At 55.7% G+C, this 19,010-nt stretch carries 17 protein-coding genes; 6 read left to right on the top strand and 11 right to left on the bottom strand.

Annotation, left to right across the window (positions count from 1 at the left end; all coding sequences use genetic code 11):
• Nucleotides 1-72 precede the first annotated feature (72 nt).
• On the bottom strand, nt 73-1,323 hold the full coding sequence (gene mdtG, locus KGA69_RS21070; RefSeq protein ID WP_047050066.1) for a multidrug efflux MFS transporter MdtG: 1,251 nt from the start codon (nt 1,321-1,323) through the stop codon (nt 73-75).
• Nucleotides 1,324-1,495: 172 nt separating this feature from the next.
• Entirely contained in the window at nt 1,496-2,416 is a 921-nt protein-coding gene (locus KGA69_RS21065) for a Kdo(2)-lipid IV(A) acyltransferase (RefSeq protein WP_047046907.1), read from the bottom strand.
• A gap of 207 nt (nt 2,417-2,623) precedes the next feature.
• Between KGA69_RS21065 and KGA69_RS21060 the strand changes: the two genes are divergently transcribed.
• Complete coding sequence (locus KGA69_RS21060) at nt 2,624-3,688, top strand: oxygen-dependent tRNA uridine(34) hydroxylase TrhO (protein WP_049061350.1); 1,065 nt, start codon at nt 2,624-2,626, stop codon at nt 3,686-3,688.
• Here the strand turns inward: KGA69_RS21060 and KGA69_RS21055 are convergent.
• The 7 genes from KGA69_RS21055 to mdtH form a co-directional block, all read right to left on the bottom strand.
• Nucleotides 3,674-3,787 carry a DUF2770 family protein gene (locus tag KGA69_RS21055; protein WP_064571551.1) on the bottom strand — a complete coding sequence of 38 codons (114 nt, stop codon included), beginning with the start codon at nt 3,785-3,787 and terminating at the stop codon, nt 3,674-3,676. The genes KGA69_RS21060 and KGA69_RS21055 overlap by 15 nt on opposite strands.
• Before the next feature lie 58 nt (nt 3,788-3,845).
• Entirely contained in the window at nt 3,846-4,964 is a 1,119-nt protein-coding gene (solA, locus tag KGA69_RS21050) for an N-methyl-L-tryptophan oxidase (protein ID WP_213292633.1), read from the bottom strand.
• A 124-nt stretch (nt 4,965-5,088) separates the two neighbouring features.
• On the bottom strand, nt 5,089-5,343 hold the full coding sequence (gene bssS / locus KGA69_RS21045; RefSeq protein WP_045393644.1) for a biofilm formation regulator BssS: 255 nt from the start codon (nt 5,341-5,343) through the stop codon (nt 5,089-5,091).
• Nucleotides 5,344-5,647: 304 nt separating this feature from the next.
• On the bottom strand, nt 5,648-5,893 hold the full coding sequence (dinI, locus tag KGA69_RS21040; RefSeq protein ID WP_045393647.1) for a DNA damage-inducible protein I: 246 nt from the start codon (nt 5,891-5,893) through the stop codon (nt 5,648-5,650).
• A 73-nt stretch (nt 5,894-5,966) separates the two neighbouring features.
• Entirely contained in the window at nt 5,967-7,013 is a 1,047-nt protein-coding gene (gene pyrC / locus KGA69_RS21035; protein ID WP_045393650.1) for a dihydroorotase, read from the bottom strand.
• A 130-nt stretch (nt 7,014-7,143) separates the two neighbouring features.
• Nucleotides 7,144-7,704: a lipoprotein gene (locus tag KGA69_RS21030; RefSeq protein WP_015367205.1), complete on the bottom strand. Its 561-nt coding sequence runs from the start codon at nt 7,702-7,704 to the stop codon at nt 7,144-7,146.
• Between the two features lie 114 nt (nt 7,705-7,818).
• The gene (gene mdtH, locus KGA69_RS21025; protein ID WP_045393652.1) at nt 7,819-9,027 is read right to left on the bottom strand and encodes a multidrug efflux MFS transporter MdtH; all 1,209 of its coding nucleotides are present in this window, start codon (nt 9,025-9,027) and stop codon (nt 7,819-7,821) included.
• 227 nt (nt 9,028-9,254) lie between these two features.
• On the opposite strand from mdtH, the gene rimJ reads away from it, so the two are divergent.
• The 4 genes from rimJ to murJ all read left to right on the top strand — a co-directional run bounded on the left by rimJ (nt 9,255) and on the right by murJ (nt 13,071).
• Nucleotides 9,255-9,839: a ribosomal protein S5-alanine N-acetyltransferase gene (gene rimJ, locus KGA69_RS21020; protein ID WP_045393654.1), complete on the top strand. Its 585-nt coding sequence runs from the start codon at nt 9,255-9,257 to the stop codon at nt 9,837-9,839.
• Nucleotides 9,840-9,848: 9 nt separating this feature from the next.
• A complete protein-coding gene (locus KGA69_RS21015; RefSeq protein WP_045393656.1) occupies nt 9,849-10,496 on the top strand; it encodes a YceH family protein in 648 nt (215 codons plus the stop codon).
• A 2-nt stretch (nt 10,497-10,498) separates the two neighbouring features.
• A complete protein-coding gene (locus tag KGA69_RS21010; RefSeq protein ID WP_213292632.1) occupies nt 10,499-11,422 on the top strand; it encodes a Gfo/Idh/MocA family protein in 924 nt (307 codons plus the stop codon).
• A 113-nt stretch (nt 11,423-11,535) separates the two neighbouring features.
• Nucleotides 11,536-13,071, top strand: a complete 1,536-nt coding sequence (murJ, locus tag KGA69_RS21005; RefSeq protein WP_015367200.1) for a murein biosynthesis integral membrane protein MurJ — start codon at nt 11,536-11,538, stop codon at nt 13,069-13,071.
• Between the two features lie 55 nt (nt 13,072-13,126).
• On the opposite strand, the gene KGA69_RS21000 is transcribed toward murJ, so the two are convergent.
• On the bottom strand, nt 13,127-14,341 hold the full coding sequence (locus tag KGA69_RS21000; protein ID WP_045393660.1) for an MFS transporter: 1,215 nt from the start codon (nt 14,339-14,341) through the stop codon (nt 13,127-13,129).
• Between the two features lie 109 nt (nt 14,342-14,450).
• On the opposite strand from KGA69_RS21000, the gene KGA69_RS20995 reads away from it, so the two are divergent.
• The gene (locus KGA69_RS20995) at nt 14,451-15,389 is read left to right on the top strand and encodes a LysR family transcriptional regulator (protein ID WP_213292631.1); all 939 of its coding nucleotides are present in this window, start codon (nt 14,451-14,453) and stop codon (nt 15,387-15,389) included.
• A 38-nt stretch (nt 15,390-15,427) separates the two neighbouring features.
• Here the strand turns inward: KGA69_RS20995 and rne are convergent, their stop codons facing one another.
• Nucleotides 15,428-18,643, bottom strand: a complete 3,216-nt coding sequence (gene rne / locus KGA69_RS20990; protein ID WP_213292630.1) for a ribonuclease E — start codon at nt 18,641-18,643, stop codon at nt 15,428-15,430.
• Nucleotides 18,644-19,010 lie beyond the last annotated feature (367 nt).

Below are 19,010 nucleotides of genomic sequence, written 5' to 3'. Positions count from 1 at the left end.
AATGAAAAAGGACACGTTTCAATCTATAGAAGGCGGTTAGCCTGGCGTCAAGGCGGAGTAGCGCTGAAGCGCTTAATTTACCGAACGTTTACCCGAGCCTCCGTCATCCGCTGAAGCGTTGTACCGTGGGCGGCGCAGACTGATGGTTGAGTAAAAGGCGTTAAACAGGACGACGCAGGCGGTGACGAGGAACACGGCGCGGAAGCCGTAGTTGGCCGAGACCGAGGCGCCGATTAACGGCCCGGTGACGTTACCAATATCGCGAAACGACTGGTTATAACTGAAGATGCGCCCTGATATCTGGCTGGTGGAGTTGTAGACCAGCAGAGTTTGTACGGCGGGTAACAGCGCGCCGTCGGCGGCGCCGAGCAAAAAGCGCAGAATGCCTAGCTGCAGCGGCGTCTGTACGAAGGACATCGGGATTAACAGCAGCACGGAAATAACCAGGGCAACGATCAGGATCTTTTCCGGCCCGATACGATCGCCGAGCTTGCCTAAACGTGGCGCGCTCAGCAGGGCGGCAATGCCGGGTACGGAGGCAATCATACCGCTAATAAAGGCGATATTACTGACGTTACCCGCCAGGTCGCGCACGTAGAGCGTCAGGATCGGCGCAATGGATCCGGTAGCGACCTGGATAATCAATGAGGTGACGAACAAGCTGAGCACCAGTTTCGGGTTCTTAAGCGAACCGAAAACGTCCCTGGCATTGAGCATCTCTTTTTTGTTCACCGGAACAAAGTTTTCGCGGATTAAAAACAGGGTGAACAGGAAGCAGATAAACAGCACCGTGGCGGTCATGAAGAAGACGGTGCGCAATCCCCAGTGGTCGGCAAGGAAACCGCCCGCCAGCGGGCCCAGCAGCGCGCCGCTTACCGCGCCGGTTGAAAGCGTTCCTAGCGCCCAGCCGCTTTTCTGACGCGGGATTTGGGTCGCGATCAGCGCATTGGCATTGGGGATAAATCCGCCCAGTAAACCCAGCAGCGCGCGCAGGATCAGGAATTGCCATATGTTCTGCGCCATGCCCATCAGCATCATGACGATGGCCATCCCCAGCGCCGAGCGTAGCAGCATAATCTTACGCCCTTTACGGTCGGCCAATCCGCCCCAGAACGGCGAGGCGATGGCGGAAAACAAGAAGGTAATGCTAAAGACCAGCCCTGACCACATATTCAGCGCGCTATGGCCGGTCACGCCCAACTGTTCGACGTAGAGCGGCAAAAAAGGCATCACGAGGCTAAAGGCGGCGCCGGTTAAAAAGCAGCCAAGCCAGGTGACGGTAAGATTTCGTTTCCAGTTGATAGGCGTATCAGCAGACGGCATAAGGTCTCACTGGCCCGCGGCGCGGGTCAAAATAAAGGAAAATATGAGCCTGCTAATTATGCGCCTGAGAAATGGTTGCCGCAATGGAGCGTAGCTTTTAAAGCTAAAGGAGTATTAAAAAGGACTGGCGGTAGAATTTATCCGGGCGAGGACCACCCGGATAGAGAGTCAATCAGTAGCGCGAAGGTACGCCTTCCGGACGAGTTTTAAAGCGGCGATGCAGCCACATATATTGCTCTGGCGCCATCATGATGCATTTTTCGACGATTTTGTTCATCCACGCGGCGGTGGTTTCTGCGTTTTCCAGAGGCGGATCGCATTCCGGCGGCAGCATAATGAGCTCATAGCCTTTGCCGTTTGGTTTACGTCGTGGGACAAACGGCACAATGCAGGCTTTGGACATTTTCGCCAGCATCCAGGTGCCGGAAGTGGTGGCGGCCTGGTCGACGGCGAACAGCGGCGCGAAGACGCTGGCGGTCGGGCCGTAGTCGTGATCCGGGGCGTACCAGACCACTTCGCCTTTTTTTAGCGCGCGGATCATGCCTTTGAGATCTTTACGGTCAATCATATCTTTGTTGGAACGCAGGCGGCCCCAGGTCTGCAGCCAGTCGATAACCGGGTTGTCATTTGGCCGATAAACCCCGATACCGGGCTCGTTCATGCCGAACATGCGCGCGCCCATTTCCAGCGTCAGGAAATGGATACCAATCAGCAGAATACCGCGGTTTTGCGCCTGCACGTCACGGACATATTCAAAGCCAATGGTATCGGTCCAGCGCGCAATGCGGCGGGTAGGCCAGAACCATGCCATGCCGGTTTCCATCAGGCCCATGCCGACGGACTCAAAGTTTTGCACTACCAGTTGATGACGCTCTTGTTCGCTCTTCTCAGGAAAGCAGAGCTCAAGATTGCGATAAGCGATTTTTGCGCGGCGCTTCATAAAACGCATTGCCAGGCGACCGATGGCATTACCGAGACGGTAGATAATCGGATAAGGGAGCTGGACGACTAACCACAACAGGCCAATGCCCAGCCACAGCAGCCAGTAGCGCGGATGGAGCAGCGCGGCGGAAAATTTCGGTAAATGGGTCATTTCATACCTGTCTGATTTAACAACGCGTTCTATTATCGCATTTTTTTCCGCTGTCGCCAAAAGCCGTCTCCTGCCGCAGATGATTGTTAATGACTGAAAATTGCGTGGATGAAATGTAGCGTAAAATGTAGGGATGTAAATTAACGGGGTTTGCTATATGATGCCCGCCGTTTATTTTACTCATTTCCTATGTCGAGCAGGTACACCATGCCAGTGTTACACAACCGCATTTCAAATGAGACGTTAAAGGCGCAGATGTTGGCTGAAACCGAGCCGCGCACGACGATCTCGTTCTATAAATATTTCACTATCGTTGACCCGAAAGCGACCCGTGATGCCCTGTGGCTGGCGCTGACTAAGCTGAATGTCTTTGGTCGCATCTATCTGGCGCATGAAGGTATTAATGCGCAGATCAGCGTGCCGGAAAGCAAGGTCGCGGCGCTGCGTGAATTTCTTGATGGCTTTGACCCGGCGCTGAAGGGGTTACGTCTGAATATCGCGCTGGATGATGACGGTAAATCCTTCTGGGTCCTGCGTCTCAAGGTCCGCGACCGTATTGTGGCCGACGGTATTGATGACCCGACCTTTAACCCCTCTGACGTTGGCGAGTACCTGAAAGCGGCGGAAGTGAACGCGATGCTGGACGATCCGGACGCGGTATTCATCGATATGCGCAACCATTATGAGTACGAAGTCGGTCACTTCGAGAACGCGATGGAAATTCCGGCGGATACCTTCCGCGATCAATTGCCGAAAGCGGTTGAGATGATGCAGGAGTATAAAGACAAGAAGATTGTCATGTACTGTACCGGCGGCATTCGCTGTGAGAAGGCCAGCGCCTGGATGAAACATAGCGGTTTCAATAAGGTGTGGCACATTGAAGGCGGGATTATCGAGTACGCGCGACGCGCCCGTGAACAGGGCTTGCCGGTACGCTTTATCGGTAAGAACTTTGTCTTTGACGAGAGAATGGGCGAGCGTATTTCTGATGATGTGATTGCCCACTGCCATCAATGCGGCGCACCGTGCGACAGCCACACCAATTGCCTGAATGACGGTTGCCATTTGCTTTTTATTCAGTGCCCGGCTTGTGCCGAGAAATTTGCCGGTTGCTGTAGCGAAGCCTGCATGGAAGAGCATAAACTGCCGGAAGAGGAGCAGCGCAAACTGCGGGCGGGACGAGAGAATGGCAATAAGATTTTTAATAAATCCCGCGGCCGTCTGAATACCAAATTAGGTATCCCGGATCCCGACCCGTCAGTAAAACCATAACCAGATGAGGTCGATTGCCGCTAGCAGCAGCCACAGCGCGAGATAAATCATAAAGTGCTCGCGCACGTTGTTGACTAACCAGTGATACAGGCGACGCATACACACTCTCTGATATGAAACGGCCTCGATTGAGGCCGTTTGGTTTTATGGCCGGCTATTATTGCGAAAAGCGCGCCAGCGAGAAGGGAGTCAGATCAAACTCCGTCGTTTCACCTTGCGCAAATTGCGTCGCAATTTCGCCTAGTACCGGGGCAAACTTGAAACCGTGACCGCTTAACCCGGTAATGAGTAATGTATTGTCGTGACCGGGAAGCGTATCGATGATGAAGTCTTCATCGACCGTATTATCGTAAGTGCAGGAGGCGCCGTGCAGGCAGCCGCCAATCCCGGGTAGCACGTTGCGCAGGAAGTTGAACGACTCCGAGCCATCGCTGGCCACCGCGCCAAACGGTTTCCGCTCTTCCGGTTCGGAAATCAGCTGGCCGCCGTTATGCTTGCCGATCTTCAATTCGTTGTCTTCTGCCGGGAAGCCATAATACTGATCGCCATTCGGCAGTTCGCCGGTGAAAGCAGGGAAGTTGTTTTTCGCGCTATAGCGACCATCGGCCTGGAACCAGGCGAAGACTTTACGTACCGGTTGAATGGGCAGTTCCGGCAATAATTTTGTTACCCAGGTTCCGGCGCTGATCAGCAGTTTTTTGCCGCTGTAGCTACCATCGGCGGTATCGATGGTCACGCCGTCGGTGTGATGGTGAATTGCGGTAACCGGGCAGTTGAACAGTTGGGCGCAGCCCGCTTCGCGCGCCAGGCGAATCCAGGTTTCTACCGCCAGCTCGCTGCGTAACACGCCGGAAGCCGGTTCAAAAATAGCCCGGTAATCTTGCGGAATACGAATCTCCGGCCAACGTTTCATGACCGCCTCAGCATCCAACTCTTCCACGTTAAGCTCGAACTGACGCGCGCTGTGAGCCACGTTATTGAGAAAATCGGAGCTAGCGGGGCCAAGGTTAATAACCCCAGTTTTTTCGAATACGGCCTCGCCGCTACTTTGCGCAAATTCGTCCCATAGCTGCTGGGCGCGTAGCACCAACGGCACGTATCTTTCGCCCTCGCCATAGGCGTGACGAATCAGCCGCGTACTGCCATGGTGGCTGCCTTCCTGGTGCGGCGGTTTGTGGGCATCGGTCATCAGGACATTCAGACCGGCGCGACGGGCGTAATAGCCGGCGGCAGCGCCAACGGAGCCACTACCGATAATGATGAGGTCGTATTGCATGGTGAGTTCCGGGTTATTGTTTTATTAGCAGGGTAATTAACATCAGCCGGATGTACAAGCGCGAAAAATAATTCAGGCACCCGCAGGTGCCTGTTCAGTGAATATTTAGACATCATCGGTGATGCTAATGTCTGCGATACTCATTTTCCTGGTAATCGCCAGATTCTATCTTCGCTATTCCTGCTTCCAGAATAGAAATAAACTGACGTGCGACATCCGTCGTTAGCCATAGCGTCTGGCCAATTTCTGCTTCTTTATTGCTTTCTTGCGTGGGGTTTTGGTAGTGCAGGCGCAACATCAGCGCATCGTAGCTATCAACGGTGCTGATGTCCCATCCGACGAGGGGATGGGTCTGGATGACTTCATTATTCTTTTCCATCATAACCCCTTATTCATATGTTAAAAGACAACAATTCTCGAGGTTTAATGCTTGTTTTCTGAAGCACGTTAATTATATCAGCAGTTAAGTACAAACTCGAGAAAATAAATAATTAGAGACAAATTTTGCTCTGATTGGCGGTTTTTTGCGCGAGTTTCGTCCTGGGTCTCATTATTTTTTAAGGAATTTATCAGGATATTAAGGAAAGTCTTAGTTATAAGCGGAGATAAAAAAGCCGGGGCGACCCGGCAAAAAAAAGCACAATGAGGGAGCAAATTGATTTTGCGTAAGCAAACCCGGAGGCTTAGTCGTGGATAAACCAGTCGTCGGCGCTTTCCCAGGTTTCCTGCAGGATTTCGCTAATCCGGTCTTTGTCTTCTTTCAAACCACCGATGACCGACAAATTATTGCCGGCGGCATAACGTACCGTGACCTGGTTTTCACGTTCCGGGTAGTGTTGAGCGATACGTTTAGAGAGTTCGTTATTCAGCGCTTCCAGCGCGCCGCTGGGTAAGGCTGTGGTTTTGGCAATTGACACTTCGATGCGCATAATGGCCCCCTGGGTAATATACTGTTTATTTATACAGTAATGCTTGCGCATTTACAACAGGGGGCAAAAAACTTTATTTTTTCATCGTCCAACGCACGGTTTCACCGGCCAGGAACGGCACCAACGTATCGCCTGGAAGGGCGATGCTTTCGGCAACGGTGCTTTCTTCGCGTACCAGTTCAACGTAGCTTTCATTCACCGGCAGGCCGTAGAAGCGCGGGCCATTCAGCGAGCAGAAAGCCTCAAAATGCGCCAGCGCGTTCATCTCTTCAAAGACGGTGGCGTAGCTGCCGAGCGCGGTTGGGGCATTGAAACAGCCCGCACAGCCGCAGCTGGCCTCTTTACGGTGGCGCGCGTGCGGGGCGGAGTCGGTGCCGAGGAAGGCGCGACTGAACCCGCTGGCGACCAGTTCACGCAGCGCCTGCTGGTGGACATTACGCTTGAGGATCGGCAGGCAGTATAGATGCGGACGAATACCGCCAACCAGCATATGATTGCGGTTAAACATCAGATGCTGCGGCGTGATGGTGGCGGCCAGCAGTTCGTTGCCGTCGCGCACGTATTCAGCGGCATCTTTGGTGGTGATATGTTCGAAGACCACTTTTAACCCCGGCAGCCGTTTGCGCAGCGGTTCCATCACCGTCTCGATAAAGCGCGCTTCGCGATCGAAGATATCAATATCAGCGTGGGTAACTTCGCCGTGCACCAGTAGCGGCATGCCCAGTTTTTCCATCCGTTCCAGCACCGGCATAATGGCATCGGTGCTGGTCACGCCGTGACTGGAGTTGGTGGTGGCGTTTGCCGGGTAGAGTTTGGCTGCGGTAAATACGCCTTCATGGAATCCGCGTTCCAGTTCGTCCGGGTCGAGCGTGTCGGTCAGGTAGCAGGTCATCAGCGGAGTGAAATCATGCCCGGCGGGAATCGCATCGATGATGCGCTGGCGGTAAGCAATGGCAGCAGCGACGGTCGTTACCGGCGGTACCAGATTCGGCATCACGATCGCCCGGCCATAAAACTCACTGGTGTAAGGCACGACGGTTTTTAACATATCATCATCGCGAAGATGGATATGCCAGTCGTCTGGGCGGCGGATTTTCAATACCTGGGGTTGTGCTGTCATGGAAGGCTCCGGCTAATTGGTTCAGTCATCAGGGCTGTTTTTTGCCGGGCACTAAGGATAAGCGTAAACGTTTTCCTTTGCACTCATTTCCGTAAAAAATTAAGGGCGCTATATTCAGCGCCCTTATCGTTTAGTCAGTGAAGGGGATGATTATCTCGCCCGGTTTCACTTCAATTCCTTTCGCGTATTTCTTCGCTAAGGCCTCGCCGGTGCTGGCATCTTCACGCAGAACGTAGGCCGGTTGCTGGTTGAAATAGCTGCGCAGCGACTGATTCAGATAGGGGATCAGCGTCTGTACCACGGAGGTGAGCTTTTCCGGCTTAACTTTCGCATCGACGACTTCCATTTCACGCAGATAAATCGCGCCTTGCTCTTTATTGAACACCGGCAGCGCTTTAAGCTTCAGGTCGATGGTCGCTTTCTGATTGCCAAACAGCGAATTCAGATCCAGATTAGCGGTTCCGCTCAGCGCCACTTTGTTAGGCTCTTCACGACCGATGGCGCTGGTCAGGTTTTGCAGTTCAATATGCGCATCCGCTACGCCAGGCAGGCCGATATCTTTGGCGAAGTGATTACGTTTCTGCAGCGCCTGGTTAATCTCCTGCTCGCTCACCGAGTATTGCGTAAGCTGGTTACATCCGCTCAGAAGGCCGCTGACAATCAGCGCGGCCGCGATCAACATCTTTTTCATTGGGTTCCTTAACGTCATGCCATGGCTAATGCTGACACAAAGCAGCATGGTCTGCTAGCCCCGCTTGTACTAGCGGAAAATGCTGAAAAAAAGGATTACCACTTTGGCCGCGCGTCAGATGCGCGGTTCCAGCATACCGGAAGCCGACCGTTTCTGGCTGAACTGCCACCACAATGCAATGAATGTCGCAAAGCCGATAATGCCCAACATCAACCACGGGAGTTCAGGCTGACTGAGCACTTTACCGGCATCAAACAGCCAGCCGCCGCCGGCGTACCCCAGCGCGCCGCCGAAGGCCAGGCCAAGGCGGCTGAAACCCATATAGCTGCCGCGAGCGCGGGCATCGGCCAGTGACGCGCCCAGCGTTTCGCGCGCGGGTTCGGCAATGATCGACCCGATATAAAAGATACAAATCAGGGTAAAGAGCTGCTGTAGCGTGCTGGTTAAGCCAATCGGCAGCATCGCCGCCGTCATTACCAGCAAACCCGCCATCAGACGATGCTCGAGGCGAAAACGTTTTTCGCTCCAGCGGGCGATGGGGTACAGCAGGGTCAGGGAAATTGTCGCTTCAATGGCATACATCCATTTCACCGCCGCCGGAGAACCCGCAATATCGTTAACCATAATCGGCAGCATGAGCATCACCTGTACGGCCAGCATGTAGTAACCGGTCAGGGTCAGCACGTAAGTGACAAAGCGCTTATCGCGTAACACCAGCCCCAACCCTTCGCGGACCGGCGTTTTGACCGTCGAGAGTTTCCAGGCCGGTAGGTACCAGGCGTTAAACGCGGCGCAGGCAATAAAAAGCGCCGCCCCCGCGCTGCATACCAGACGGAAATCGTACTGTAATAGCCAGCTGCCTAGCAGGGCGCCGATTACCGCGCCGGCGCTATCCTGCATCATCAGGATAGAGAAGAAGCGACCGCGTTGATGCGGGCGCACCAGCTTGACCACCAGCGCCGCTCGCGGCGGGTCGAACAGTGTGCCGCCGAGACCGGACAAAATGCACGAGAGCCAGAGTACCCAGGGCTCATGGGCGACGGCCATCGCCGCGAAACCGCCGGCGCGCATCAGCATCCCGGTGACGATCATCGGTTTAGCGCCAAAACGATCGGCGATCGCCCCACCGAAGATGCCTAAACCTTGTTGCACCAGCTGACGCAGACCGAGGGCAATACCGACCATCAGCGCTGCCCAGCCCATCTGGTCGACAAAACGGATCGATATCAGGGGGAATACGACAAAAAAGCCGAGAACAACCAGCATGTTATCGACTAACAGGAAATATTTACCCAGGCTCCTTGCCTGCGATACGCGGGACATTTCCCCTCCAGGGAAAAAGAAAGATAAGCTTAGATATTCTGCGGGTGCGCCGGTTATTTTCCCAGCATACTGGCGACAATATTTTTTTATCAAAAAGCAAGATCGATTGAGGCTATTCATCGAAAAATGGAGATGGTGCAGAAAATGGTATGTTGCTGTTTTCACACCTTCACTCAGGGAAGGTATAGTGAAAGATATCAGTTTGGGGCAGGGAACAGGAGTGAGGAATGTTTGGCTATCGCAGTAACGTACCCAAGGTGCGTTTGACGACGGACCGGCTGGTGGTGCGGCTGGTTCACGATCGTGACGCTTGGCGTCTGGCCGATTACTACGCGGAAAACAAAGGGTTCCTGAAACCCTGGGAGCCGGTGCGCGATGAAAGCCACTGTTATCCCTCCGGCTGGCAGGCGCGATTGTCGATGATTACGGAATTTCATAAACAAGGTTCGGCATTCTATTTCGCGCTGCTCGATCCTGATGAGAAAGAGATTATTGGCGTAGCGAACTTCTCCAACGTGGTACGCGGTTCATTCCACGCCTGCTATCTCGGCTATTCCATTGGTGAAAAGTGGCAAGGGCAGGGGCTGATGTTTGAAGCGCTGACCGCGGCGATTCGCTATATGCAGCGTACGCAGCATATCCATCGCATCATGGCCAACTATATGCCGCACAATAAACGCAGCGGTGACTTGCTCGCCCGACTGGGTTTCGAGAAAGAGGGTTACGCTAAGGACTACCTCCTCATTGATGGGCAATGGCGAGATCACGTATTGACGGCATTAACGACCACTGACTGGACCCCGGGGCGCTAAGGAGACAACATGAAATATCAGCTAACCGCACATGAAGCGCGCATTATTGGTTGCCTGCTGGAGAAGCAAGTGACCACACCCGAACAATATCCGCTGTCGGTGAATGCGGTGGTCACCGCCTGTAACCAGAAAACCAACCGCGAGCCGGTGATGTCGCTGGCGGAAAGCGATGTTCAGGATTTGCTGGATGAACTGGTTAAACGCCACTATCTGCGTACGGTAAGCGGTTTTGGCAATCGAGTGACCAAATATGAACAGCGCTTCTGTAATTCCGAATTTGGCGACCTCAAGTTAACAGCGGCGGAAGTCGCCATCGTCACGACGCTGCTGCTGCGCGGCGCGCAAACGCCAGGCGAGTTGCGCAGCCGCGCGCAGCGGATGTATGAATTCCGCGATATGGCCGAGGTGGAAAGCACGCTCGACAATTTGGCCAGTCGCGAAGACGGCCCGTACGTCGCGCGCCTTCCGCGCGAACCGGGTAAACGCGAAAGCCGCTATATGCACCTGTTTTGTGATGACATGGATTCGCTCATTACCGTCGTGGAAGCCGTGTCGCCGCCGAATGACGATCTGCAGGCGCGCGTTGAGGCGCTGGAGGCGGAAGTGGCTGAGCTCAAAGTACGCCTTGATTCACTGCTGGCTCACTTAGGAGAGTAATTGTGACGGCAAAATTACGCGTTGGCGTGGTGGGGCTCGGCGGCATTGCGCAAAAGGCATGGCTGCCGGTGCTTGGCGCCGCCGATGGTTGGACGCTGCAGGCCGCCTGGTCGCCGGGGAAAGAGAAAGCGTTACGCATCTGTGAAACCTGGCGCCTACCTTATGCCGAGTCTCTGGATGCGCTGGCGGCGCAATGTGATGCGGTATTTGTCCATACCTCAACCGCTTCACATTATGAAGTGGTGCATCATCTGCTGAATGCAGGAGTTCATGTTTGCGTGGACAAGCCGCTGGCGGACAAGCTCAGCGAAGCCGAATCACTGGTTGAACTGGCGGCGCGTCGGCGTTTAACGTTAATGGTGGGTTTCAATCGCCGTTTTGCGCCGCTGTATCGTGAATTAAAAGCGCATCTCAACGATGCGGCGTCATTGCGCATGGATAAGCATCGTAACGATAGCGTGGGTAAAGAGCTGCGTTTCACCCTGCTGGATGATTATCTGCATGTTGTCGATACCGCGCTGTGGCTGGCGGGAGATAAGGCGCGGGTGAATGGCGGGGTCCTGCAAACCACTTCTCAAGGGGAAATGCTTTACGCCGAGCATCACTTCAGCGCGGGGCAGCTGCAAATCACGACCAGCATGCATCGTCGCGCCGGAAGCCAGCGTGAGTGGGTACAGGCGGTGACCGATGGCGGGCTGTATGAGGTGAGCGATATGCGCGAATGGCGTGAAGAGCGGGGCAGCGGTATCCTGCAGCGCCCGGCGCCCGGCTGGCAAACGACGCTTGAGCAGCGTGGATTCGACGGCTGCGCGCGGCACTTCGTTGAATGCGTGCAAAATCAGACGGTTCCGGAAACCGCCGGTGAGCAGGCGCTCTTAGCCCAGCGGATCGTGGAAAAGCTCTGGCGTGAAGCGATGAGCGAATAACTGGTTGTAACAACTGACAGTAGTAATTCATTGCGAACCCGGTAGACTATCGCCACTTTCCAGCGCCCGCTTTTGCGGGCGTTTTACTCCATGGGTTGTGGAATAAGACAGTAATGAATCTATTAAAATCATTAGCGGCAGTCAGCTCGATGACCATGTTCTCGCGCGTACTGGGGTTCGCCCGCGATGCTATCGTCGCGCGTATTTTTGGCGCCGGGATGGCGACCGACGCCTTTTTTGTGGCCTTCAAACTGCCAAACCTTTTGCGGCGTATTTTTGCCGAAGGCGCCTTTTCTCAGGCCTTTGTGCCGATCCTCGCTGAATATAAAAGCAAACAGGGCGAAGACGCGACGCGGGTGTTCGTCTCCTATGTTTCCGGGCTATTGACCCTGGTTCTGGCGCTGGTCACGGTGGCGGGGATGCTGGCTGCGCCGTGGGTGATTACCGTTACCGCACCGGGCTTTGCCGATACGCCGGATAAGTTTGCCTTAACCACCCAGCTGCTGCGTATCACCTTCCCCTATATATTATTGATCTCGCTGGCATCGCTGGTGGGGGCGATCCTTAACACCTGGAACCGCTTCTCGGTTCCCGCCTTTGCGCCGACCTTCCTCAACGTCAGCATGATTGGTTTTGCCCTGTTTGCCGCGCCTTATTTTCATCCGCCAATGCTGGCGATGGCCTGGGCGGTTACGGTTGGCGGTATCCTGCAACTGGCGTATCAACTGCCGCATCTGAAAAAAATCGGTATGCTGGTACTGCCGCGGGTTAATCTGAAAGATGCCGGGGCGATTCGCGTGGTTAAGCAGATGGGGCCGGCGATCCTCGGCGTCTCCGTCAGCCAGATTTCGCTTATTATCAATACCATTTTCGCCTCCTTCCTGGTCTCAGGTTCGGTCTCCTGGATGTATTATGCCGACCGTCTGATGGAGTTCCCCTCCGGCGTGTTGGGCGTGGCGCTGGGGACTATCCTGTTGCCATCGCTATCAAAAAGTTTCGCCAGCGGCAACCATGATGAATATTGCCGACTGATGGATTGGGGGCTGCGCCTGTGTTTCCTGCTGGCCTTGCCGAGCGCGGTAGCCTTAGGCATTCTCGCTAAGCCGCTGACGGTATCGCTATTCCAGTATGGTAAGTTCAATGCTTTCGATGCGGCGATGACTCAACGCGCGCTGGTGGCTTATTCGGTTGGGCTGATGGGGCTTATCGTGGTGAAGGTGCTGGCGCCGGGCTTTTACTCGCGCCAGGATATCAAGACGCCGGTTAAAATCGCCATTGTTACTCTGATAATGACCCAGGTGATGAACCTGGCGTTTATTGGTCCGTTGAAGCATGCCGGCTTGTCACTGTCTATTGGTCTGGCCGCTTGTCTGAACGCCGCGCTGCTTTACTGGCAACTGCGTAAGCAGAAAATCTTCACCCCGCAGCCGGGCTGGTTCGTCTTCCTGCTGCGTCTGGTCATCGCGGTGCTGGTCATGGCGGCAGCGCTCGTCGGCGTGATGTATCTGATGCCGGAGTGGTCGCAGGGGACGATGCCGTTCCGCCTGATGCGCCTGATGGTAGTGGTGGTGGCCGGCGTAGTCGCCTATTTCGCAACCTTGCTGCTGCTCGGTTTCCGCCTGAAAGAGTTTGCCCGCCGCACGATTTAAATTCATCGCTACGTCGGGCCTGATTAACCCGTTCCGCTATGCGGAGCGGGTTTTTTTATCTCACGGCGCGGTCAGCGGCCTGTAGACGGGCATTTTCCAGCAGGCGGATAATCAGAGCAATCGCGCCGCTGCTCACCGCCAGAATCACCACGCCATTCCAGCCAGCCAGCACGTACAGTTTACTTCCCAGCACCGAACCCAGAGCCATACCAATGAAGACCACGGTAAACAGCAAGGCGTTAAGCCTGCCGCGGGCCTGGGGCTCCAGGCTGTAAACCAGATTTTGATGCGCCACCAGACTTGATTGCAGACCAAGGTCAAAACCGATAGCCGATAGTGCAATCAGCGCCAGTTGGCCATGTACCGGCAGGGCGGGCAGCAGCAACATCAGGGCAAAGGAGACGGTGACGAATGCCGCGCCGAGCTGGGTGACTCTCCCCGCGCCAACTTTATCCGCCAGACCGCCTGCCAGCGGTGCCGCCAGGGCGCCTGCCGCGCCCGCGATACCGAAGCCGCCGGCGACCGCGCTACCCATCTGGTAATGTTCGGCGAGCATCACCGCCAGCGTCGACCAGAACGCGCTAAAGGCGATAGATAAAAAGCCCTGAGCGAATGCCGCGCGGCGTAGCGCGGGATAGCGCTGCCACAGATGGGCCATCGACTTCATCAACTGCGGATAGCTGAGGGTAGAGTGGATCTCAAAACGCGGCAGAACACGCCACATTAACAGGCCGATGAAAGCGATACTGACTGCCGCAGCCTGGTACATGACTCGCCAGCCAAATAGCGCGCCGACCAGCCCGCTGACGGTACGCGAAAGTAGGATCCCCAGTAGCAGGCCGGTCATCACCGTACCGACCATTTTCCCCTGTTTGCCCGCCGGCGCAAGAATGGCCGCTGCCGGGACAATATCCTGCGCCATGGTCGCCGCCATGCCGATCAGCAGGCTGACGACCAGCAGCGAGGTCAGTTGTCCGGTCAGGCTGCAGAGCAGTAACAGCGCCGCCAGTACGGCGCTTTTCAGCAGGATAAGCGTTCTGCGATCGTGGCGATCGCCGAGCGGCAGCAGGAATAATATTCCCAATGCATAGCCTGCCTGGGTCAACGTGGGCACTAGCCCCATTCCTTCAACGCTGAGATGCAGGTTGGCGCCGATTAATGGCAGCAGCGGCTGGGCGTAGTAGATGGATGCGACGCTAAAGCCTGCGCCGAGCGCGAGAATAAATATAACCCAGCCGGCCTGGCGGGTGGATAAAGGAAGCGGTGTCATAGTAATGCCCTCGTAAATGCGTTGGCGCTATTGTTCCCCGAAGCGGACTGGCGTGGAAGATAGGGTAGTGGTAAAACGGTTATACGTAGCACGTATAGGCAAAATATAAATGAAGAAACATGAGCGTATAGATCGGATTGAGCTGATGCGGACGTTTATTCGCATCGTCGAAGCGGGTTCGCTCTCGGCGGCTGCTCTGCAGATGAGTACGACTCAGGCGACCGTTAGCCGACGCTTGCAGTCGCTGGAGACGTTACTCGGCGCAAGGCTTATTCTGCGCACGACCCATGCAATGAAACTAACCGATGACGGCGAGCGCTGCTATCAACATGCGCGGCGGCTGGTGGACAGCTGGCTGGCGCTGGAAGATGATCTACGCATCGAGGAAGACCGGCCGGTTGGCGTGCTGCGGGTGCGGGCGCCGCACGCTTTTGGCCAACAGCAGCTGCTGGGCCCGCTGGTTAGCTTTCTGCAGCGTTATCCTGAGCTTTCCGTTGAGTGGATGCTGAATGATAAAACCGTCGATTTTCTTAGCGATAATATTGATTGCGCGATCCGCGTTGGTGCGGAAGTGGATCCGTCAACCGTCTCGGTACTATTGGCTGTGGTTCCCCGCAGCCTGGTGGTTGCGCCTGAGCTATTGGCGCGCCATCCGGAACTCGGCGAACCGCAGGCGCTTTCCGCGCTGCCCTGGGTCGCTATTAGCACCTTTTACCAGCATGAAGTCACACTACAGCATCAGGTGGGCGGGCAGTTGATGAGTTTCCCGATCGTTCCTTGTCTGAGTACCGATAGCGTCTACGTTGCGCGTAATACCGCTCTGGCGGGGTTGGGAGCGGCAATTGTTTCCAGCTGGGCGGTGGAGGAGGATATTGCGGCAGGCAGGCTGATTGAGCCGTTTGCGCAGTGGCGGGCTTCGCCGCTGCCGGTGCATCTGGTTTATCCCTGGGCGCGCTATTACCCAACGCGGCTGCGCAAGTTTCTCGATTTGATGCGCGAAGTGATGCCGCAGGTGGCGGGGATGCAGCGCCCGGACGAGAACAAATAAAAAACCGGCCAGTTGGCCGGTTTTTTAGTCGTGCACCGTTACTCTACAGGTTGCGGGCGAGTCGCTTCCGCCGTGGCCTGATGAGTAGCGCTATGGCCGCCTGCGGACCCTTTACCCTCAAAGGCAAACGGTGGGCGAACCCAATCGCTTTGGCGCGGCGCTTCCGGCACGTATTCCGGCGCCGGGGCGCGGGTCATCGGCGCGGTCGCGTGTCGAGTTGCGGTGGTTGCCGGTTGCGCTTTTACCACTGGCGCGGCGCTGACGACCGGCGTCGGTTCAACAACCGGCGTGGTTTCTTCAGTTGCGGTAACGGTCGTTTCTTCGGCAACAGCGGTTTCTTCTGCGGCAATTGTTGGCTGCGCAGCGTCGGTTTCTTCAGTCACCGGAGCTGGCGTGGTCTCAGTTTCTTCGACAACGGCCTCTGCTGGCGCACTGACCTCTGCCTGCGGCGCAACGGTTTCTGCTACAACTGCAGTCTCTTCAACCACTGCCGTTTCTTCGGCAACCGGGGCTTCAACTACGCTTGCTTCTGCGGTCGGTTCGCTGGTCACTGTCGGTGCGACAGTTTCTGCTGCGACGGTTTCCGCAACGACAACCGGAGCGATAGTCTCCGCGACGACTGGCGTGATGATAGGCTCAACGCTGCTGGTTTCCTGCACCGGTAACTCTTCCTGCAGCTGATCCTGCACGCGAGCAATCGGATAACGGATCCACGCTTTACCTGATGCCAGCTCAGGCGACGCGCAGGCGATAGCCAGCGGCATCGGCGACTGGGTCGGATAACGCTCATCGCGGTAACGACGGCGACGTTGGCCGCTTACGCGCAGGTGGCGCGGAGAGCGACGTGAACGACGCGGCATACCGTTAGATTCACGAGCGTCGCCGTTTTCATCCTGCTCAGCGGCAGTTTCAACGACGGCCGGCAGATCGACTTTTGCCAGTTCGGTACGCGGCGTAGTGGATTCCGCCTGCTGCTCGGCAACGGCTTCGACAACCTGCTCGGTTTCTGCGGATTCAAAGCGGACTTTCTGCGCCAGCTGACGCGGTTTACGACGCGGCATGCTCTGAACGCGTTCTTCCTGCTCGGTCTCCTGCTGAACTACCGGTTCTTCGCGGGACTGAGATTTTGCTTCCTGCTGTGCCTGGCGCTTGTCATCATTCCGACGACGGTTGCGTTCACGGCGCGGTTGCTGCTGCTCATCGCGAGATTTACTGTTATCAGCCTCATTGCCAGCGGTTTGACGTGATTCGCGCTGTTCAGCGTTCTGCGGCTGTTTCTCACGGCGATTACGGCGGTTTTCCTCACGAGATTCGCGACCTTCCGCGTTTTCTCCGCGATTATCGCGATTGTCACGGTTATCGCGATTATCGCGGTTATCACGACGTTCATTACGATCGCGGCGATTATTAGAACGCGGTTTACGACGCTCTTGCTGACGTTCCGGTTTCTCTTCTGTTTTTTGCTCAGCCTTGACTTCCGCCGGTTTGACTTCTTCTGCGCCAGCAAAAATGTTTTTCAAAGCGCCAAAGAAACGGGACAGCAGGCCAGGCTGGGCAGGCGTTGCTACTTTTGCGGCTGGAGCGGCGGCGGCTTTCGCTGCGACCGGTGCGGCTGCGGTTTCTTCCTGTACCGGTACTGGCGGCGCATCCGGCATCACGAAAGCGGCAAGAGCTGGCTCTTCACGGCGCTTGCGTTCAGCTGGTTCATCGTCGGACGGCATCGCCATCTCTTCTTCGTGCAGTTTCGGCAGCAAATAGCTCAGGGTTGAGGTCTCTTCGCCTTTACGCACGCGCAGCACGGAGTAGTGCGGGGTTTGCATCTCATCGTTCGGGACGATGATGACGCGAATGTCGCTCTGACGGGTTTCAATCGCGCTGACTGCGGCACGTTTTTCGTTAAGCAGATAGGAAGCGATAGGTACCGGAACGATCGCATGGACTTCTTTGGTGTTCTCTTTCAGCGCTTCTTCTTCAATCAGACGCAGGATAGAGAGCGACAGCGATTCGTTGTCACGCACGGTACCGGTGCCGCTACAGCGTGGGCACACGTGGTGGCTGGACTCGCCCAGCGACGGGCTCAGACGCTGGCGGGACATCTCCAGCAGGCCGAAGCGCGAGATGTGGCTGATCTGGATACGCGCGCGGTCCTGACGAACGGCCTCACGCAGGCGGTTTTCAACCGCACGCTGGTGGCGCACCGGAGTCATATCGATGAAGTCGATAACGATCAGGCCGCCAAGGTCGCGCAGACGCAGCTGGCGCGCAATTTCGTCAGCCGCTTCGAGGTTAGTATTGAACGCCGTTTCTTCGATATCGCCGCCGCGGGTCGCGCGAGCGGAGTTGATGTCGATAGCGGTCAGCGCTTCGGTGCTATCGATAACGATAGAGCCGCCGGAAGGCAGGCGAACTTCACGCTGGAACGCGGATTCAATCTGGGATTCGATCTGGTAATGGCTGAACAGCGGGATTTCACCGGTGTACAGTTTGATTTTGCTGCTGAAATCCGGACGACCGAGGGCGGCGATATGCTGGCGCGCCAGCTCAAGCACTTTCGGGTTATCGATCAGGATTTCGCCGATGTCCTGGCGCAGATAGTCGCGGAAGGCACGTACGATAACGTTACTTTCCTGGTGGATCAGGAACGGAGCAGGGCGACTCTCAGCGGCTTTCTGAATCGCTTCCCAGTGCTTCAGGCGGAAGCTCAGATCCCACTGCAGCGCTTCAGCGGATTTGCCGACGCCCGCGGTACGTACGATAAGACCCATGCCGTCCGGCAACTGAAGGCTCGCCAGCGCTTCTTTCAGCTCGGTACGATCGTCACCTTCGATACGGCGCGAAATACCGCCGGCGCGAGGGTTATTCGGCATCAGTACCAGGTAGCTGCCGGCCAGGCTGATGAAGGTCGTCAGCGCAGCGCCTTTATTACCACGCTCTTCTTTATCAATCTGAACAATGACTTCCTGACCTTCACGCAGAACATCCTTAATGTTAGGACGACCATGAGAGCTGTAATTGGCAGGGAAGTATTCGCGGGCAATTTCTTTGAGGGGGAGGAAACCATGACGCTCAGCGCCGTAATCGACAAACGCGGCTTCAAGGCTAGGTTCAATACGAGTGATTTTGCCTTTGTAGATGTTCGCTTTTTTCTGCTCGTGCCCGGGGCTTTCGATATCCAGGTCGTACAGGCGCTGCCCATCAACAAGAGCGACGCGCAACTCTTCCTGCTGAGTTGCGTTGATTAACATTCTTTTCATCGTAACTTACTCATTATTCTTACATTGACGACTAAGCTACGGGCAGAGTAACGCCTTACCGGGTGAAAACCGATGGCCTCGAGTCTGGTTCACGTCGCCAACCTCACGGTTGTCGCGCGCTTAAGAGGCGCAGAGTGTCGGTCGCCTGTGTTTCAAACGGAAACACAGCGCAATTATTCAGGGGAACAGCCTGGGATGTATCACCAGAGAATATTCCATTTATACACTTCATCCTTTAAGTGATTTCGCGTTGGCCGCGCTTGTTCACTTCAATCGATTGCTTGTACAACCGACTGAAGATTCTCTCTTTTGCAGCCTTGACGCACCTCAAACGATGTTGCGTATATTCTCATCGTCTCTCACGTCG

This window comes from Klebsiella sp. A52, from assembly GCF_018388785.1.
Classification (GTDB): Bacteria; Pseudomonadota; Gammaproteobacteria; order Enterobacterales; family Enterobacteriaceae; genus Klebsiella; species Klebsiella aerogenes.
Note: the sequence above shows the minus strand (reverse complement) of the source record. Positions and strands in the feature narration are given on the sequence as shown.

What these genes read in the sequence shown, in the direction of transcription:
- mdtG (WP_047050066.1), bottom strand. Translation starts at nt 1,323, where the DNA reads ATGCCGTCTGCTGATACGCCTATCAACTGGAAACGAAATCTTACCGTC.
- KGA69_RS21065 (WP_047046907.1), bottom strand. Translation starts at nt 2,416, where the DNA reads ATGACCCATTTACCGAAATTTTCCGCCGCGCTGCTCCATCCGCGCTAC.
- KGA69_RS21060 (WP_049061350.1), top strand. Translation starts at nt 2,624, where the DNA reads ATGCCAGTGTTACACAACCGCATTTCAAATGAGACGTTAAAGGCGCAG.
- KGA69_RS21055 (WP_064571551.1), bottom strand. Translation starts at nt 3,787, where the DNA reads ATGCGTCGCCTGTATCACTGGTTAGTCAACAACGTGCGCGAGCACTTT.
- solA (WP_213292633.1), bottom strand. Translation starts at nt 4,964, where the DNA reads ATGCAATACGACCTCATCATTATCGGTAGTGGCTCCGTTGGCGCTGCC.
- bssS (WP_045393644.1), bottom strand. Translation starts at nt 5,343, where the DNA reads ATGGAAAAGAATAATGAAGTCATCCAGACCCATCCCCTCGTCGGATGG.
- dinI (WP_045393647.1), bottom strand. Translation starts at nt 5,893, where the DNA reads ATGCGCATCGAAGTGTCAATTGCCAAAACCACAGCCTTACCCAGCGGC.
- pyrC (WP_045393650.1), bottom strand. Translation starts at nt 7,013, where the DNA reads ATGACAGCACAACCCCAGGTATTGAAAATCCGCCGCCCAGACGACTGG.
- KGA69_RS21030 (WP_015367205.1), bottom strand. Translation starts at nt 7,704, where the DNA reads ATGAAAAAGATGTTGATCGCGGCCGCGCTGATTGTCAGCGGCCTTCTG.
- mdtH (WP_045393652.1), bottom strand. Translation starts at nt 9,027, where the DNA reads ATGTCCCGCGTATCGCAGGCAAGGAGCCTGGGTAAATATTTCCTGTTA.
- rimJ (WP_045393654.1), top strand. Translation starts at nt 9,255, where the DNA reads ATGTTTGGCTATCGCAGTAACGTACCCAAGGTGCGTTTGACGACGGAC.
- KGA69_RS21015 (WP_045393656.1), top strand. Translation starts at nt 9,849, where the DNA reads ATGAAATATCAGCTAACCGCACATGAAGCGCGCATTATTGGTTGCCTG.
- murJ (WP_015367200.1), top strand. Translation starts at nt 11,536, where the DNA reads ATGAATCTATTAAAATCATTAGCGGCAGTCAGCTCGATGACCATGTTC.
- KGA69_RS21000 (WP_045393660.1), bottom strand. Translation starts at nt 14,341, where the DNA reads ATGACACCGCTTCCTTTATCCACCCGCCAGGCCGGCTGGGTTATATTT.
- KGA69_RS20995 (WP_213292631.1), top strand. Translation starts at nt 14,451, where the DNA reads ATGAAGAAACATGAGCGTATAGATCGGATTGAGCTGATGCGGACGTTT.
- rne (WP_213292630.1), bottom strand. Translation starts at nt 18,643, where the DNA reads ATGAAAAGAATGTTAATCAACGCAACTCAGCAGGAAGAGTTGCGCGTC.